This is a genomic window from Streptomyces sp. NBC_00045, from assembly GCF_045041095.1.
Taxonomy (GTDB): Bacteria; Actinomycetota; Actinomycetes; order Streptomycetales; family Streptomycetaceae; genus Streptomyces.
The window spans coordinates 2,399,055-2,414,759 of record NZ_CP108271.1; the positions used below are offsets into that span (position 1 = coordinate 2,399,055).

Consider the following 15,705-nt stretch of genomic DNA (forward strand, 5'->3'; position numbering starts at 1 on the left):
TCCACTCGTACGGGACGAGCAGCCGGTCGGGGAGGACTCGCCGGCCTGGAACGGACCGGCCGGACCTACGCGCTCTCGGCGGCCAGTTCGCGCACCGCGTCCGCGAATGCGTCCCCGCGCTTGTTGTAGTTCGCGAACATGTCCATCGAGGCACAGGCCGGGGCCAGCAGAACCGTGTCGCCGGGCTCTGCGAGCCGGGCCGCTTCCCGGACCGCTGCGAGCATCGCCCCAGTGTCGGTCCGGTCGAGGTCGACGACCGGGACCTCGGGGGCGTGTCGCGCCAGCGCCTCGGCGATCAGCGCCCGGTCGGCGCCGATCAGCACGACGGCGCGCAGCTGCTTCACGGACCTCTGGACGAGCTCGTCGAAGGTCGCGCCCTTGGCGAGGCCGCCGGCGATCCACACGACGGGCTCGAAGGCCGCCAGGGAGGCCTCGGCGGCGTGCGTGTTGGTGGCCTTGGAGTCGTCGATGTACGTGACTCCCGCGACCTCGTCCACGAACGCGACGCGGTGCGCGTCGGGGCGGAAGTCGCGCAGCCCGTCGCGGACCGCGCGCGGCGTGACGCCGAAGGCGCGGGCCAGGGCCGCCGCGGCGAGCGCGTTGGCGATGTTGTGCGGGGCCGGCGGGTTGACGTCCTTGACCTCGGCGAGCTCCTGGGCGTTCTTCTGCCGGTTCTCCACGAACGCGCGGTCGACGAGGATGCCGTCGACGACGCCGAGCATGGAGGGACCGGGGGCGCCGAGGGTGAAGCCGATCGCCCGGCAGCCCTCCTCGACGTCCGCCTCGACGACCAGGGCCTCGGTGGCCGGGTCGGCGACGTTGTAGACGCAGGCGACGGTGTTGCCCTCGTAGATCCGGCCCTTGTCGGCGGCGTACGCCTCCATCGAGCCGTGCCAGTCGAGGTGGTCCGGGGCCAGGTTGAGCACGGCCGCCGAGTGGGCGCGCAGCGAGGGCGCCCAGTGAAGCTGGTAGCTGGAGAGTTCGACGGCGAGTACGTCGTACTGCTCCTCGCCGAGCACCACGTCGATGATCGGGGTGCCGATGTTGCCGACGGCCGCGGTCTTCAGGCCCGCGGCCTTCAGGATCGACGCGAGCATCTGCGTGGTGGTGGTCTTGCCGTTGGTGCCGGTGATCGCCAGCCACTCCGCCGGCGCGGCCGTGGCCCGCTCGGCGTCCGTCTCCGCCGCGGCGGCCCGGCGGGCGGCGCGGAGTTCCACGCCCGCCCCGCGCAGCCGCCAGGCGATCTCGACGTCGCCGACGACGTCGACGCCCGCCTCGGCGGCGGCCAGGAAGAGCGGGCTCTCGGGCTGCCAGCCGGGCGAGGTGACGACCAGTTCGGTGCCCTCGGGCAGGGCTTCCCCGGCGCGGGCGCCGTCGGGCAGGTGTCCCAGCCGGACCTCGATGCCCAGCTCCGCGAGTTCGGCGGCCTTCGCGCGGTGCGCGTCGCCGTCGCCGTTGTCGACGACGGTCACCGTCGCACCGAGTCCGGCCAGCGCCCGGGCGGCGCTGATGCCGCTGATGCCGAGGCCGGCCACGGTGATCCGGCCCGGCAGACCGAACCGGCCCAGGGGATCGGGGCCGAGCAGGCCGGCCAGGTCGGTGGTGCTCACTTGTCCGCTGCCCATCCCGCGTAGAAGAGTCCGAGACCCACGATCACGCACATGCCCTGGATGATCCAGAACCGGACCACCACCAGGACCTCGGACCAGCCCTTCAGCTCGAAGTGGTGCTGCAGCGGGGCCATCCGGAAGACGCGCTTCCCGGTGAGCTTGAAGGAGCCGACCTGGATGACGACCGACATGGTGATGAGGACGAAGAGGCCGCCGAGGAGGGCGATCAGGAACTCCGTGCGGGAACAGATCGCAAGGCCGGCGAGCGCGCCGCCGAGGGCCAGCGAGCCGGTGTCACCCATGAAGATCTTGGCGGGCGAAGTGTTCCACCACAGGAAGCCGAAGCAGGCGCCCATCAGCGCGGAGGCGACGATCGCGAGGTCCAGCGGATCTCGTACCTCGAAGCACGCGTTGGGGTTCGTCAGGGTCTGCGCGTTGGCGCACGACTCCTGGAACTGCCAGACGCCGATGAACGTGTAGGCACCGAAGACCATCACCGCGGCGCCGGTGGCCAGACCGTCCAGACCGTCCGTCAGGTTCACGCCGTTCGACATCGCCAGGATCATGAACAGCGCCCAGACCACGAACAGCACCGGGCCGATCGACCAGCCGAAGTCCGTGACGAACGACAGCTTGGTGGAGGCCGGGGCGTTGCCGCGGGCGTCCTTGAACTGCAGCGCGAGCACCGCGAAGGCGATGCCCACGATCAGCTGGCCGGCCATCTTGGCCTTGGCCCGCAGGCCGAGCGAGCGGCGCTTGACGATCTTGATGTAGTCGTCGAGGTAGCCGACGAGGCCCATGCCGGACATCAGGAAGAGCACCAGCACGCCGGAGAACGTGGGCTGGCTGCCCGTGATCACCTTCGTCAGGGCGTACGCGATGATCGTCGCCATGATGAAGGAGATGCCGCCCATGGTGGGCGTGCCCTTCTTCCCGGCGTGGCCGCGCGGGCCGTCGTCGCGGATGAACTGGCCGTAGCCCTTCCGGGCCAACAGCTTGATCAGCAGCGGGGTGCCGATCACGGTCAGGAACATGCCGATGACACCGGCGAACAGGATCTGCCTCATCGGTCGGCGACCTCGCCATCGAGCAGCGCCTGCGCGACCCGCTCCAGACCGGCCGACCTGGACGCCTTCACCAGCACGACGTCCCCCGGCCTCAGTTCACCGTGCAACAGGTCGATCGCCGCCTGCGTGTCGGACACGAGCACCGACTCCTCACCCCACGAACCCTCGTTATATGCGCCCAGTTGCAACCAGGACGCTTCCCTGCCCCCGACTGCGACGAGCTTGCTCACGTTGAGCCGGACGACAAGCCGTCCGACCGCGTCGTGCTCGGCGAGCGAGTCGTCACCGAGCTCGGCCATCGGACCGAGCACCGCCCACGTGCGACCCCCCGTCGCCTGCGCTGCGCCCCCCATGGCGGCAAGTGCGCGCAGTGCGGCCCGCATGGACTCGGGGTTCGCGTTGTAGGCGTCGTTGACGACCGTCACGCCGTCGGCCCGCTCGGTGACCTCCATCCGCCAGCGCGAGAGCGTGCCGGCACCGGAGAGCGCGGTGGCGATCTCCTCGACGGACATGCCCAGCACATGGGCGACGGCGGCCGCGGCAAGCGCGTTCGACACGTGGTGCTCACCGTACAGCCGCAAGGTCACATCACTGCACCCGGTGGGTGTGTGCAGTGTGAAGGAAGGGCATCCCCGAGGCGTCATGCGGACTTCGGTGGCGCGGACGTCGGCGTCCTCGGCCTCGCCGAACAGCACCGTGCGGGCCTTGGTGCGGGAGGACATCGCGCGGACGAGGAGGTCGTCGGCGTTGAGGACGGCGACACCGCCCTCGGACTCGGCCGGCAGGGCCTCGACCAGCTCCCCCTTGGCCTGCGCGATGGCCTCGCGGCCGCCGAACTCCCCGATGTGGGCGGTGCCGACGTTCAGCACCAGGCCGATGCGCGGCGGGGTGAGCCCGGTGAGGTAGCGGATGTGGCCGATGCCCCGGGCCCCCATCTCCAGGACCAGGTGCCGGGTTTCCTCGGTGGCCCGCAGCGTCGTGATCGGCAGGCCGATCTCGTTGTTGAGGTTCCCGGGCGTCCACACGGTCGGCGCGTGGTGCTGGAGGACCTGGGCGATCAGGTCCTTGGTGGAGGTCTTGCCGGCCGAGCCGGTCAGGGCGACCACGTCGGTGCCGATCCGTGCCACGACGGCGCCGGCCAGGGCTCCGAGGGCGGCGACGACGTCGGGGACGACGACCGCGGGCACGCCGACGGGCCGGGTCGCGAGGACCGCGGTGGCCCCGGCGGCGACGGCGCGTTCGGCGTAGTCGTGGCCGTCGACCCGTTCGCCGACGAAGGCGGCGAACAGACTGCCGGCCTCCACCTCGCGGGAGTCGAAGACGACGGGACCGGTGACCCGCGCGGACGGATCCGGTATGTCGTGGAGCTGGCCGCCGGTGATGTCGGCGATCTCGGCGAGGGAAAGGGCGATCACTGGTTCACCTCGGCCTGTCGGACGTCGGATTGCGCATGGTTCTCGATCGCGGCGCGGAGCACCGCGCGGTCGTCGAAGGGCCGTACGACGCCTGCGGTCTCCTGGCCCTGCTCGTGGCCCTTGCCCGCCACGAGCACGGTGTCGCCGGGCTCGGCGCGCGCGATGACCGCGGCGATCGCCGCGGCCCGGTCGGCGTCGACGAGGACCGTGCCGCGCTCCTCGGCGGGGACGGAGACGGCGCCTTCGAACATCGCGGCGAGGATCGCGAGGGGGTCCTCGGAGCGCGGATTGTCGGAGGTCAGCACGGCGGTGTCGGCGAACCGGGCGGCCGCGGCGCCCATCGGGGCCCGCTTGGTGGTGTCCCGGTCGCCGCCGCAGCCGAGCACGATGTGCAGCTTGCCGGTGGTGACCTCGCGCAGCGCGCGCAGCACCGACACGACGGCGTCCGTCTTGTGCGCGTAGTCGACGACGGCGAGGTACGGCTGGCCCGCGTCCACCCGCTCCAGCCGGCCGGGCACTCCGGGGACCGCGGCGACGCCGTCGGCGGCGGTCTGCGGGTCGAGGCCGGCGGCGGCGAGCGTGACGACCGCGGCGACGGTGTTGGCGACGTTGAACGGGCCGGGCAGCGGGGCCGTGGCCCGTACGCGCTGCCCGTCCGGGCCCAGCAGGGTCAGCGTGGAGTCCATGTGCCCGTGCACGACGTCCTCGGCGCGCCAGTCGGCGGCCGGGTCTCCGGCGGCGGAGAAGGTGACCACCGGGATGGTCGCCTCCTTGGCGAGCCGACGGCCGTACTCGTCGTCGACGTTGACCACCCCGAGGCGGGCGCGGCGCTCGGTGAAGAGCTGCGCCTTGGCCTGGAAGTAGTCCTCCATGTCGGAGTGGAACTCCATGTGCTCCGGGCTCAGGTTGTTGAAGACGGCGACGTCGAAGACGCATCCGTCGACCCGGCCGAGCACCAGGGCGTGGCTGGAGACCTCCATGGCGACGGCCTCGACCCCGCGTTCGCGCATGACCGCGAACAGGGCCTGGAGGTCGGTGGCCTCGGGGGTGGTGCGCTCCGACTTGATGCGCTCGTCGCCGATGCGCATCTCGACGGTCCCGACCAGGCCGGTGCTGCGCCCGGCCCCGCGCAGGCCGCCCTCGACGAGGTACGCCGTGGTGGTCTTGCCGGAGGTGCCGGTGATGCCGATCTGGAGCAGGTCTTCACCGGGACGGCCGTAGATCGTTGCGGCGAGCTCACCCATGCGGGCGCGCGGGTCGGCGACGGCGAGGACCGGCAGCCCGGTCGCGGACGCACGCTCCGCGCCCGCCGGGTCGCTCAGCACGGCCGCGGCGCCGAGTGCGGCCGCCTGGGCCGCGAAGTCGGCGCCGTGCAGCTTCGCGCCGGGCAGGGCCGCGTACAGGTCGCCGGGGCGCACCGCACGGGAGTCGTGCGTGATCCCGGTGATCTGCTGCGCGGCGCCGGCGCCTGCGCCGGGGGCTTCGATGCCCAGCAGGGTGGCCAGCTCGCCCAGAGGGGTCGGGCGGGCGGTCACGGGCCGGGGCGCTCCCGGCGGCGTTGCCGGGGCGTCTTCCTGGGCGGTTCTGGGCTGATCAGCGTGGGGCACGGCGGTGAGCGTACCGGGCGCGGCGGGCCGCTCGCGAAGTGAGGGCCCGGCCGCGCTGGCGGCGGGCGACGGGTTCCCGGGTTTCGGGGTGATCGTTGTCACTGATGGTGCCTCACGGATTTCTGGCGGGCCGGCGGGCCCGCCGGGTCACTGGCCGGGCTGCCGGCTGGGCTGGGATGCGGGCGGGGGGCCGGCGTCGAAGGTGACCGGGAGCCCGGCGGGGGCGGTTCCGGTCGGGGCGACCTGGAGGGTCTTGAGGGCGAACTCCATGACCTTCTTGTAGATCGGGCCGCAGATCTGGCCGCCGAAGTAGTTGCCCTTGGTGGGGTTCTGGATGGCGCAGTACACGGTGATCCGCGGGTTGTCGGCGGGCGCGAACCCGGCGAAGGAGGCGGTGTAGCCCTTGTAGCGCCCGGTGGCCGGATCTACCCGGTTGGAGGTGCCGGTCTTGCCGCCGACCCGGTAGCCGGGGATGCGGGCCTTGGTGCCGGTGCCCTCCTGGTCGTCGACGACCGACTCCAGCATCTCGGACAGGGCCTTGGCGGTCTCCGGGCTGATCACACGGTTCTGCTCGGGTGCCGGGGCCGGGGTGAAGCGGCCGTCGGGGCCCTTGGTGCCGCGGACCAGGGTGGGTGTGATCCGGACTCCGCCGTTGGCGATCGTCGAGTACACGGAGGCCGCCTGCATGGCGTTGAGGGACAGGCCCTGGCCGAAAGGGATCGTGTACTGCTGGGAGGTGGACCAGGCCTCGGGCCGGGCGAGGATGCCCCGGGACTCGCCCGGGTAGTTCAGGCCGGTGGGCTGCCCGATGCCGAACTTGTTCAGGTACGAGTAGAGGACCCGGTTGGCCTCGGGCTGGGTGGCGCCGAGCTGGCCGGTGGCCAGGATCGTGCCGATGTTGGAGGACTTGGCGAGGACCCCGTTGAGGGTCAGGTACCAGGTCGGGTGGTCGATGTCGTCCTTGAACAGCCGGTCGCCGCGGTGCAGCCGGTTGGGCACCTCGACGTGCGTTTCGGGCGTGGCCTTCTTCTCCTCCAGTACGGCGGCCATCGACATCACCTTGGCGGTGGAGCCGGGCTCGTACACGTCCTGGAGGGCCGCGTTGCCCATGGCGGCGGAGCTGGCCTTCGACAGGTCGTTGGGGTCGAAGCCGGGGGCGTTGGCCATGGCCAGCACCTCGCCCGTGCGGGTGTCCTGGACGACGACGTAGCCGCGGTCGGCCTCGGACTTGGCGACCTGCTCGGTGATGGCGCTCTGCGCCGCCCACTGGATGTCGCGGTCGATCGTCAGCTCGATGTCCTCGCCGGGCACGGCGGGCTTCTCGCTGGACCCGGCGGTGGGCACGCGGCGGCCGCCGGACTGGGCGTACGTGATCGCCCCGTCCTTGCCGGCCAGCTTCTTGTCGAGGGAGGACTCCAGCCCGCCGGCGCCCTTGCCCTCGGCGTTGACGTAGCCCAGTATCCCGGCGGCCAGGTCCCCGTTGGGGTACACGCGCTTGCTGCTGTCCTCGTTGAACACGCCGGCGAGGACGTTGGCGCCGGGGCCGTTGTTCTTCTTGTCGGCGGCAGCCTTGTCGGCGAAGACCCGCTTGAGGTCCTTGATCTGGTTCCAGACCTGCGGGGTCTGGCGGCGGGCCAGGACGACGTAGCGGGTGTTCTTGGTCTTGAGGCGGGCCGTGAGCTCCTTGGCGTCCTTGCCGAGGATCGGCCCGAGCAGGGCGGCGGCCTGCTCGGGGGCGTCCGGAGCCTTGCTGTCCTGCGGGGTGAACATCTTCGGGTCGGCGGTGATGTCGTACGCGTCGACGCTGGCGGCGAGGGCCACGCCCTTGCGGTCGGTGATCTCACCGCGCTCGGCGGCCAGGGTGTAGCTGGCGAAGCGGTTCTCGGAGGCCTTGGCGGAGTACGCGGAGGCGTCGAAGGCCTGCACCTGGAGCAGTCGCACGACGAAGGCCACCATGACGAGGGTCAGCCCGACGCTGACGAGGCGCAGCCGGGGCTTGGGGCTGCCGAGGCGGATGGTGTGCGATGTCCTGGCCGGGACGGGTCTGCGCGTTGCGGGCCGGGAGTTGACGCGGGCCCGATCGGCGCCCCCGGGCCGCACACGCCCGGGTCCGGGCACCCGGCGCCGCACGTCCTGCCCCTTCACGCCGCCACCCCGCACGACCCGGCGCCCGGCCCCGGCACGCCCGGGCCCGTCGACGCGTCCGCGTGCGCCCTGCCGCCGGTGGGCCGGACCGAGCCCGGGGAACGGGAGGGGGGTGGGGAGGGGAAAGCCCCGCGCAGCGGCTGGCCGCCGGGCCTGGCGGGGGCGGGGGCGGGGGCGGGGGCGGGCAATCCGGTGCAGCGTCCCGCAGCAGCTGTCCGCGTCACGGCGTCACCTTCCGGGGGTCGGGTTGGGCTGAGGAGCTCCCCCCGGCACGGGCTGCGCGCTCGGGGGCGTACCGGCCGGGGTGGCGCCGGGGGCGGGCCCCGGGGTCCCGGCGGGGGTGGAGCCGGGAGCCGCGCCGGGGGCGGGCTGGTTCGGGGTCGCCGCCGGCGGTGGCGCGGGGGCCTCAGCCGGCGCCGCGGTCCCGGTGACCTTGCCGTCGGGCCCGATGAAGACCGGGCTGCCGCCGGGGACCAGGCCCAGCTCGTGGGCCCGCCGCTGCAGCGCGTCCGGCGCCGAGTAGCCGTCGACGTCCCGCTGCAGCGCCTGTTCTTCGTCCGTGAGTGCGGTGGTCTCCTTCTTCAGCTTGCTCAGCTGGAAGGAGCCCTGGTTGAGTGCCGAGTTCAGCAGCAGCAGGCTGATCAGGCCACCGGCCAGCAGCGCCACCACCAGCAGGACGAACGGGGTCCGCGCCGCCTGCCCCGAGGGGCCGCCGCGCAGCCGCCCCAGTCCCCCGGCCTTGCTCACAGCCGCGCCTCCCGGATGCGCTCGACGCCGCGGAAGCGGGCCGGGGCGGCCCGCCGGTTCTCGGCGATCTCCTCCTCCGTGGGCAGCTCCGCGCCACGGGTGAGCAGCTTCAGCTTGGGCTGGTACTTCTCCGGTACCACGGGCAGCCCGGGCGGGGCCGTGGAGGTCGCGCCCGCCGCGAAGACCTGCTTGACGAGCCGGTCCTCCAGCGAGTGGTACGAGAGCACCGCGATCCGGCCGCCCACCGCGATCCGCTCCACCGCGGCCGGGACGGCCCGCTCCAGGACCGACAGTTCGCCGTTGACCTCGATGCGCAGCGCCTGGAAGGTCCGCTTGGCCGGGTTGCCGCCCGTCCGCTTGGCCGCCTGCGGCAGCGCGTCGCGGATCAGGTCGACCAGCCGTGCACTGTTCGTGAACGGCTCCTTGTCCCGCTCGCGGACGATCGCCGACACGATCCGCTTGGCCTGCTTCTCCTCGCCGTACTGGCGCAGGATCCGTACGAGCTCGCCCGGCGGGTAGGTGTTGAGAACCTCGGCGGCGCTCATCCCGGTCGTCTGGTCCATCCGCATGTCCAGCGGCGCGTCCTGCGCGTACGCGAACCCGCGGTCGGCCTCGTCGAGCTGCATGGAGGAGACGCCGAGGTCGAACAGGACGCCCTGGACGGTGGGGATGCCGAGCCGGTCCAGTACCTCGGGCAGCTCGTCGTAGACGGCGTGGACGAGGGTGGCGCGGTCGCCGAAGGGCGCGAGCCGCTCGCCGGAGAGCCGCAGGGCCTCCTTGTCGCGGTCGAGGCCGATGAGGTGGGCCTCGGGGAACCGGGTGAGCAGGGCCTCGCTGTGGCCGCCGAGGCCGAGGGTGCAGTCGACGACGACGGCCCCGGGCCTCTCCAGCGCCGGGGCCAACAGGTCCAGGCACCGCTGGAGCATCACCGGGACATGTCGGGACTCGCTAGTCAAAGCGCCCTCTCAGATAACGGCGCGGCAGGCATACGCCGCGCCGCGCACGCGGAGTGTTACCAGGGGGCCGGGCGGCCGGTCAGGGCCGGGCTCCGGCCGGTTCGCGTCACTTTAGTGCAACGGTCGCCGCGGTCAACGAACCGCCCCGCGCGCCGTGCACCCCTCTCGTACGGAACTCGCAAAAGCCGCTTATCACCCGAACGGCGCCGCCACCCCACCCCTGTGGGTTAACTCACAACAAGGACGGTTGACGTTCTTTGTCCACCCTCTCTCCATGCCTTTACCAGCGGTGACCACTAACGTCGTAGGCATGACGACTTCCGCATCCCTGCCCGCAGAGTCCACCACCCAGGCAGCCGGCGGCGACTCGGTCACGGACCGGCTGGTGGCAGCGAACGGACGGTACGCCGCTCAGTTCGAGGATCCCGGTATGGACGCCCGCCCGGTCCTGCACGTAGCCGTGGTGGCCTGCATGGACGCCCGCCTCGACCTGCACAAGGCCCTCGGCCTCGAACTGGGTGACTGCCACACCATCCGCAACGCGGGCGGCGTCGTCACCGACGACACCATCCGGTCGCTCACCATCAGCCAGCGCGCCCTGGGCACCCGCGCGGTCATACTGATCCACCACACCGGCTGTGGCCTCGAAAGCCTGACCGAGGACTTCCGGCACGAGCTGGAGGACGAGGTCGGGCAGCGCCCCGCCTGGGCCGTCGAGGCCTTCCGTGACGTGGACCAGGACGTCCGCCAGTCCATGCAGCGGGTCCGGACGAACCCCTTCCTGCCCCACCGCGACGATGTGCGAGGCTTCGTCTTCGACGTGCACACCGGACTCCTGCGGGAGATCGATCCCGCCTCGTGAGTGACACAAGGCCACAACGCCGTCAAGAATGCGGGAAGACGCCGCCCGGAAAACCGTCCGGGCCGGCGTCCGTGTCGGGGTGGGCCGGAGTGCGCTGAGGGCGTCGGCCCTGCGGAAAGGGCCGAGGAGAACCAGGTGACGACGTATGACGACCGAGCGAGCCTCGCGGATCTGACGAGCACGGCCGAGCGGGTGCGCCGCTCGATCGAGAGCGTGATCGAGGGCAAGCCCGAGGTCGTACGCATCGCGCTGACCGTGCTGCTCGCCGAGGGGCACCTGCTGATCGAGGACGTCCCCGGCGTCGGCAAGACGATGCTCGCCAAGACGCTGGCGAAGTCCATCGACTGCTCGGTGCAGCGCATCCAGTTCACGCCGGACCTGCTGCCCTCCGACATCACCGGTGTCAGCATCTACGACCAGCAGCGCCGCGAGTTCGAGTTCAAGCCGGGCGCGATCTTCGCGCAGATCGTCATCGGCGACGAGATCAACCGCGCCTCGCCCAAGACCCAGTCCGCGCTGCTGGAGTCGATGGAGGAGCGCCAGGTCACCATCGACGGCACGACCTACACGCTGCCCAGCCCGTTCATGGTGGTGGCCACCCAGAACCCGGTGGAGATGGAGGGCACGTACCCCCTCCCCGAGGCCCAGCGCGACCGCTTCATGGCCCGCGTGTCCGTCGGCTACCCGAGCCCCGACGCCGAGCTCCAGATGCTCGACGTGCACGGCGGGGTCTCCCCGCTCGACGACCTCCAGGCCGTCGCGCACGCCCACGACGTCGTCAAGCTCATAGAGGCCGTCCGCGAGGTGTACGTCGCCGAGCCCGTCCGCCGCTACGTCGTCGACCTGGTCTCGGCCACCCGCAGCCACCCGGACCTGCGCCTGGGCGCCTCGCCCCGCGCCACCCTCCACCTGCTGCGCGCCGTGAAGGCCTCCGCCGCCCTGTCCGGCCGGGACTACGTACTGCCCGACGACGTGCAGGCGCTGGCCGCCCCCGTCCTCGCCCACCGGCTGCTGCCCACCACGCAGGCCCAGCTCAACCGGCGCACCGCCGAGCAGGTCGTCCACGACATCCTCCAGCGCACCCCCGTCCCCGCCGCGCACGCCCGCGGCGAGATGCCGCCCGGCGCGGGCATCCGGGGCTTCTGATGAGCGCCGGTGCCCCGCGCGGCGCCGGCGGCGAGGGCCGGGGCGCCGGCGGGCTGCGCGCCTCGCTCGCGGGGCTGACCACCCGCGGCCGGTCCTTCCTGGCCGCCGGGGTCGCCGCCGCCCTGTGCGCGTACGTGCTCGGCCAGGGCGAACTGCTCCGGGTCGGGCTGCTGCTCGCCGTCCTGCCGCTGGTCTGCGTCCTCGCCCTGCACCGCACCCGCCACCGGGTCTCCGGCAGCCGCCGGCTGACCCCGATGCGGGTGCCCGCCGGATCCGAGGCCCGGGTCCAACTGCGCATGGAGAACGTCTCCCGGCTGCCCACCGGGCTGCTGATGCTCCAGGACCGGGTCCCTTACGTACTCGGTCCCCGGCCCCGTTTCGTCCTGGACCGCGTCGAGCCCGGCGGGCGCCGCGAGGTCTCCTACCGGGTCCGCTCCGACCTGCGCGGCCGATACCCGCTGGGCCCGCTCCAGCTGCGGCTGACCGACCCCTTCGGGCTCGTCGAGCTGACCCGCTCGTTCAGCACCTACGACACGCTCACCGTCATCCCGCGCACCGAGGCACTGGCCCCGGTCCGGCTGACCGGCGAGACCTCCGGCTACGGCGACGGCAGCCGCCGCTCCCTCGCCCTGGCCGGCGACGACGACGTGATCCCCCGGACCTACCGGCGCGGCGACGACCTGCGCCGGGTGCACTGGCGTTCCACCGCCCGCTACGGCGAGCTGATGGTGCGCCGCGAGGAGCAGCCGCAGCGCAGCAGGGCCACGGTCCTGCTGGACACCCGCGGCGCCGCCTTCGAGGGCGCCGGACCCGACTCGGCCTTCGAGTGGGCGGTCTCCGGGGCCGCCTCGGCCCTGGCGCACCTGCTCGAACAGGGTTTCTCGGTGCGGCTGCTGACGGACACCGGGACCTCGGTGTCCGGCGACGGCGGCGGCGGCTTCTCCTCCGGCGGACAGGAGTCCGCGGAGGCCGCCGGGCTGATGATGGACACCCTCGCGGTCGTCGGGCACTCCGACGGCGCCGGCCTCTCGCGCGCGTACGACGCGGTGCGCGACGGCGGCCACGGCGGCGGGGCCTTCGCCGGAGCCGGCGGTGACGGGCTCCTCCTCGCCTTCTTCGGGGACCTGGACGACGTACAGACGGAACTGGCGGCCAAGATGCGCGGCCGCTGCGGGGCCGCGGTGGCTTTCGTACTGGACTCCGCGCTGTGGGCCGGACGGCCCTCGAAGGTGGAAGCACGGGTGCGCAGGCTGCGCGACGCGGGCTGGACGGCGCTCGCAGCGCCGCCCGGGGTGGCGTTCGGGGAGCTGTGGCGCCAGGCCGGGAACGCTCCGCTCGGCACGGGTACTTCCGGAGGTTGGGGATGAGCGGGCGAGCGCGCGTGACGCTCTTCGCGATGCTGGCGACGCTGCTCACCTCGTGGTCGCTGGCCTCGCTGGTGGACTCCTCGGGCTGGCTGCTCCAGGCGGCGGCCCTGCTGGCCGTGCAGAGCGGGGTGGGGGCCGGGGCCCGGCGGGTGCCGCTGGGGCGCACGCTCACCGTGGCCGCACAGGTGCTGGTGTCGCTGCTGGTGCTCGTGTTCCTGTTCGCGGGCAAGGGCGAGTCCACCGGGACCGGGCCGGTGGCCTACCTCGTGACGGACTTCGGCGCCCTGTTCCAGCGGGGCGTCCAGGACGTCGGCGAGTTCGCGACCCCCGCGCCGCTGACCGACGGCATCCGGCTGCTGCTGCTCACCGGGGTGCTGCTGATCGGGCTGCTGGTGGACCTGCTGGCGGTGACCCTGCGGACCGCCGCCGCGGCCGGGCTGCCGCTGCTCGCGCTGTACTCGGTCGCCGCGGGGCTCTCCGGCGGCGCCGGGGCCTCCGCGGTCTCCTTCGTACTGGCCGGCTGCGGCTACCTGTTGCTGCTGCTGGCCGAGGGCCGCGACCGGCTCGCCCAGTGGGGACGGGTCTTCGGCGCGGCACCCGGCGGGCGGGCGGCGGAGGCCTCCGGGTACGGCGGCCTCGGGGCCCCGACCCAGGCCGTGGCCCCCGTACGCACCGGCCGGCGGATCGGCGCCGTCGCGCTGGGCATCGCCCTGGCGGTGCCCACGGTGCTGCCCTCGCTCAGCGGCGGGCTGCTCGGCGCGCAGGGCGACGCCGAAGGCGGCGGCACCGGCATCGGCGGGACGATCTCGGCGGTCAACCCGCTGGTGTCCCTCCAGAGCAGCCTGAACACACAGGACAACCGGGTGGTGCTGAAGTACCGCACGGACAGCCCGCAGCTCGGCGAGCAGTACCTGCGGATCCTGGCGCTGGACGAGTTCAACGGCGTGAAGTGGGAGGCTTCCGGGCGGGCCCTGAGCGACGTACCGGAGCGGCTGCCGACCCCGCCGGGACTGAGCGAGCAGGTGCGGGCCACCGGAACCGAGGTGCGGACGAGCATCTCGGCGGCCGACACGTACGCGCAGCGCTACCTGCCGATGCCTTACCCGGCGACGTCCGTGGACATCCCGGGCAAGTGGCGGTTCGAGCCGGCCGGCCGGACCCTGGTCGGGGACCAGCTGGGCAAGGACAGGTTCCAGAACGTCCAGGGCGCCATGTACACGGTGCGCAGTCTGCTGCTGCGGCCGACGGCCGTCGAGCTGCAGGCGGCGCCGCAGCCGGATCCGGCGATCAAGGCCGAGTACACGAAGCTGCCGGACAACCTGCCGCCCGTGGTAGCCGACACGGCCCGCCAGGTCACGAGGGGCGCGAAGGACGACTACGCACGGGCGGTGAAGCTCCAGGACTACTTCGCCGAGGACGGCGGCTTCCGCTACGACACCAAGGTCGCCTCGGGTACGGGGCCGCAGGCCATCGCCCGGTTCCTCGCGGACAAGGAGGGATTCTGCATCCACTTCGCGTTCTCGATGGCGGCGATGTCGCGCACCCTCGGGATCCCGGCGCGGGTCGCGGTGGGCTTCACGCCCGGCGAGAAGCAGTCGGACGGCAGCGTGAACGTCTCGATGCGGGACGCGCACGCCTGGCCCGAGCTGTACTTCGAGGGCGTGGGCTGGACCCGGTTCGAGCCGACGCCGCGCCAGGGCATCACGGTTCCGGACTACTCGCGTCCCGAGGCGCCGGCGCCCCAGCCGTCCGCGCCGACGGCGCTGCCCTCGACGGGAGCGGCCCAGCCGTCGGCGGCGCCCTCGAAGGCGGACGCCTGCCCGCCGGAGGCGAAGAAGCTGGGCGAGTGCGGGGCCTCGGCGCCGCACCAGGACGCGGGCTCCGGTGGCGGTGGCCCGTCGCTGACCGCGGTCCTGGGCTGGACCCTGCCGATCCTGGCCCTGCTGGCCCTCCCGCTGCTGCCGCTGCTGTGGCGCAAGCGGGTACGGGACGGCCGGCTGGCGGCGGGAGGCGTACTGGAGGCCTGGCAGGAGCTGGGTGATGCGGCCTGGGACGTGGGCATCGCCCCGGACGGGGCCCTGTCGCCGCGGCGGGCGGCGGGCCGCGTGGTGGTGCTGGGCCGGCTGGAACTCGACGCAGCCGATGCGGTGCACCGGGTCGCGGGGGCGGTGGAGCGGGCACTGTACGCCCCGCCCGGCGCGGAGGTCTCGTACGAGACCCTGGCGGCGGACGTCCTGCTGGTGCGCGGCGCGCTGCTCGGCTCCCTGAGCCGCGGCTCCCGGCTTCGGGCGCTGCTGCTGCCGCGTTCGGCGGTGCGCCTGCGCTGGGCGGCGGCGGCCCGCTGGGCGGCCCTGACGGCCCGCGCCGCAGCCCCCCTGGCGAAGGCCGCCGGGGTCCTGACCCGCACCCGCGCCCGCCTCCCCCTCCGCAACCGCGGCTGAGTCGAGCCGGCGGGGCCGGCCCCGCCGGCATGCGCGGCGCTGGGGCTCCCCCGGACGAAGTCCCGGGGGCAGAGTCCCGGGGGGGCAGAGTCCCGGGGGCAGAGTCCCGGGGGCCGCCCCGTACAGGCGGGTGCACGCACGGAGCGGCGAGGCTCGATCCCCCCGAGCCCCGCCGCTCCGCGTTCCCTCCCCCGTCCGGCGAAGCCCGGCCCGCACCTGCCGCCCCGTGTCGGCGGTCCGGGCCGGATCCCCGTCCGTTGTCCCCAGTCTGGCGTCCGCGCAGGTGGGGGCCCATCCGCGCCCGTACTCATTTCCGCGCCTAGGTACACGTACTCAGGCGGC

11 protein-coding genes are annotated in these 15,705 nt (G+C 73.3%); 4 read left to right on the forward strand and 7 right to left on the reverse strand.

The features are described 5' to 3' along the window. Positions 1–65: 65 nt before the first annotated feature. The 7 genes from murD to rsmH all read right to left on the reverse strand — a co-directional run bounded on the left by murD (position 66) and on the right by rsmH (position 9,517). Positions 66–1,625 (reverse strand): UDP-N-acetylmuramoyl-L-alanine--D-glutamate ligase, encoded by a 1,560-nt coding sequence (gene murD / locus OHA65_RS11330; RefSeq protein WP_327283000.1) that lies wholly within the window; start codon positions 1,623–1,625, stop codon positions 66–68. Beyond that, on the reverse strand, positions 1,607–2,677 hold the full coding sequence (mraY, locus tag OHA65_RS11335; RefSeq protein WP_327283001.1) for a phospho-N-acetylmuramoyl-pentapeptide-transferase: 1,071 nt from the start codon (positions 2,675–2,677) through the stop codon (positions 1,607–1,609). Before mraY ends, murD begins: the two co-directional genes overlap by 19 nt. Next, positions 2,674–4,092 carry a UDP-N-acetylmuramoyl-tripeptide--D-alanyl-D-alanine ligase gene (murF, locus tag OHA65_RS11340; RefSeq protein WP_327283002.1) on the reverse strand — a complete coding sequence of 473 codons (1,419 nt, stop codon included), beginning with the start codon at positions 4,090–4,092 and terminating at the stop codon, positions 2,674–2,676. The genes mraY and murF overlap by 4 nt, the downstream gene beginning before the upstream one ends. After that, a complete protein-coding gene (locus tag OHA65_RS11345; protein ID WP_327283003.1) occupies positions 4,089–5,801 on the reverse strand; it encodes a UDP-N-acetylmuramoyl-L-alanyl-D-glutamate--2,6-diaminopimelate ligase in 1,713 nt (570 codons plus the stop codon). The genes murF and OHA65_RS11345 overlap by 4 nt, the downstream gene beginning before the upstream one ends. 45 nt (positions 5,802–5,846) lie before the next feature. Beyond that, positions 5,847–7,859 carry a peptidoglycan D,D-transpeptidase FtsI family protein gene (locus tag OHA65_RS11350; protein WP_371646624.1) on the reverse strand — a complete coding sequence of 671 codons (2,013 nt, stop codon included), beginning with the start codon at positions 7,857–7,859 and terminating at the stop codon, positions 5,847–5,849. Positions 7,860–8,072: 213 nt separating this feature from the next. Then, positions 8,073–8,591, reverse strand: coding sequence for a hypothetical protein (locus OHA65_RS11355; RefSeq protein WP_327283005.1), 519 nt, complete (start codon positions 8,589–8,591; stop codon positions 8,073–8,075). Continuing rightward, a complete protein-coding gene (gene rsmH, locus OHA65_RS11360; protein WP_327283006.1) occupies positions 8,588–9,517 on the reverse strand; it encodes a 16S rRNA (cytosine(1402)-N(4))-methyltransferase RsmH in 930 nt (309 codons plus the stop codon). The genes OHA65_RS11355 and rsmH overlap by 4 nt, the downstream gene beginning before the upstream one ends. Positions 9,518–9,857: 340 nt before the next feature. Between rsmH and OHA65_RS11365 the strand changes: the two genes are divergently transcribed. The 4 genes from OHA65_RS11365 to OHA65_RS11380 all read left to right on the forward strand — a co-directional run bounded on the left by OHA65_RS11365 (position 9,858) and on the right by OHA65_RS11380 (position 15,363). Then, on the forward strand, positions 9,858–10,409 hold the full coding sequence (locus tag OHA65_RS11365; protein ID WP_327283007.1) for a carbonic anhydrase: 552 nt from the start codon (positions 9,858–9,860) through the stop codon (positions 10,407–10,409). Between the two features lie 135 nt (positions 10,410–10,544). Further along, a complete protein-coding gene (locus tag OHA65_RS11370) occupies positions 10,545–11,555 on the forward strand; it encodes a MoxR family ATPase (RefSeq protein WP_327283008.1) in 1,011 nt (336 codons plus the stop codon). Next, positions 11,555–12,922: a DUF58 domain-containing protein gene (locus OHA65_RS11375; protein ID WP_329313242.1), complete on the forward strand. Its 1,368-nt coding sequence runs from the start codon at positions 11,555–11,557 to the stop codon at positions 12,920–12,922. Before OHA65_RS11370 ends, OHA65_RS11375 begins: the two co-directional genes overlap by 1 nt. Further along, positions 12,919–15,363, forward strand: a complete 2,445-nt coding sequence (locus tag OHA65_RS11380) for a transglutaminaseTgpA domain-containing protein (protein ID WP_371646627.1) — start codon at positions 12,919–12,921, stop codon at positions 15,361–15,363. The genes OHA65_RS11375 and OHA65_RS11380 overlap by 4 nt, the downstream gene beginning before the upstream one ends. Positions 15,364–15,705 lie beyond the last annotated feature (342 nt).

Bases quoted from the DNA above. Each gene is read 5' to 3' on its own strand.
- mraY (WP_327283001.1), bottom strand. From the start codon at position 2,677: ATGAGGCAGATCCTGTTCGCCGGTGTCATCGGCATGTTCCTGACCGTG.
- rsmH (WP_327283006.1), bottom strand. From the start codon at position 9,517: ATGCTCCAGCGGTGCCTGGACCTGTTGGCCCCGGCGCTGGAGAGGCCC.
- OHA65_RS11380 (WP_371646627.1), top strand. From the start codon at position 12,919: ATGAGCGGGCGAGCGCGCGTGACGCTCTTCGCGATGCTGGCGACGCTG.
- OHA65_RS11365 (WP_327283007.1), top strand. From the start codon at position 9,858: ATGACGACTTCCGCATCCCTGCCCGCAGAGTCCACCACCCAGGCAGCC.
- murD (WP_327283000.1), bottom strand. From the start codon at position 1,625: ATGGGCAGCGGACAAGTGAGCACCACCGACCTGGCCGGCCTGCTCGGC.
- OHA65_RS11375 (WP_329313242.1), top strand. From the start codon at position 11,555: ATGAGCGCCGGTGCCCCGCGCGGCGCCGGCGGCGAGGGCCGGGGCGCC.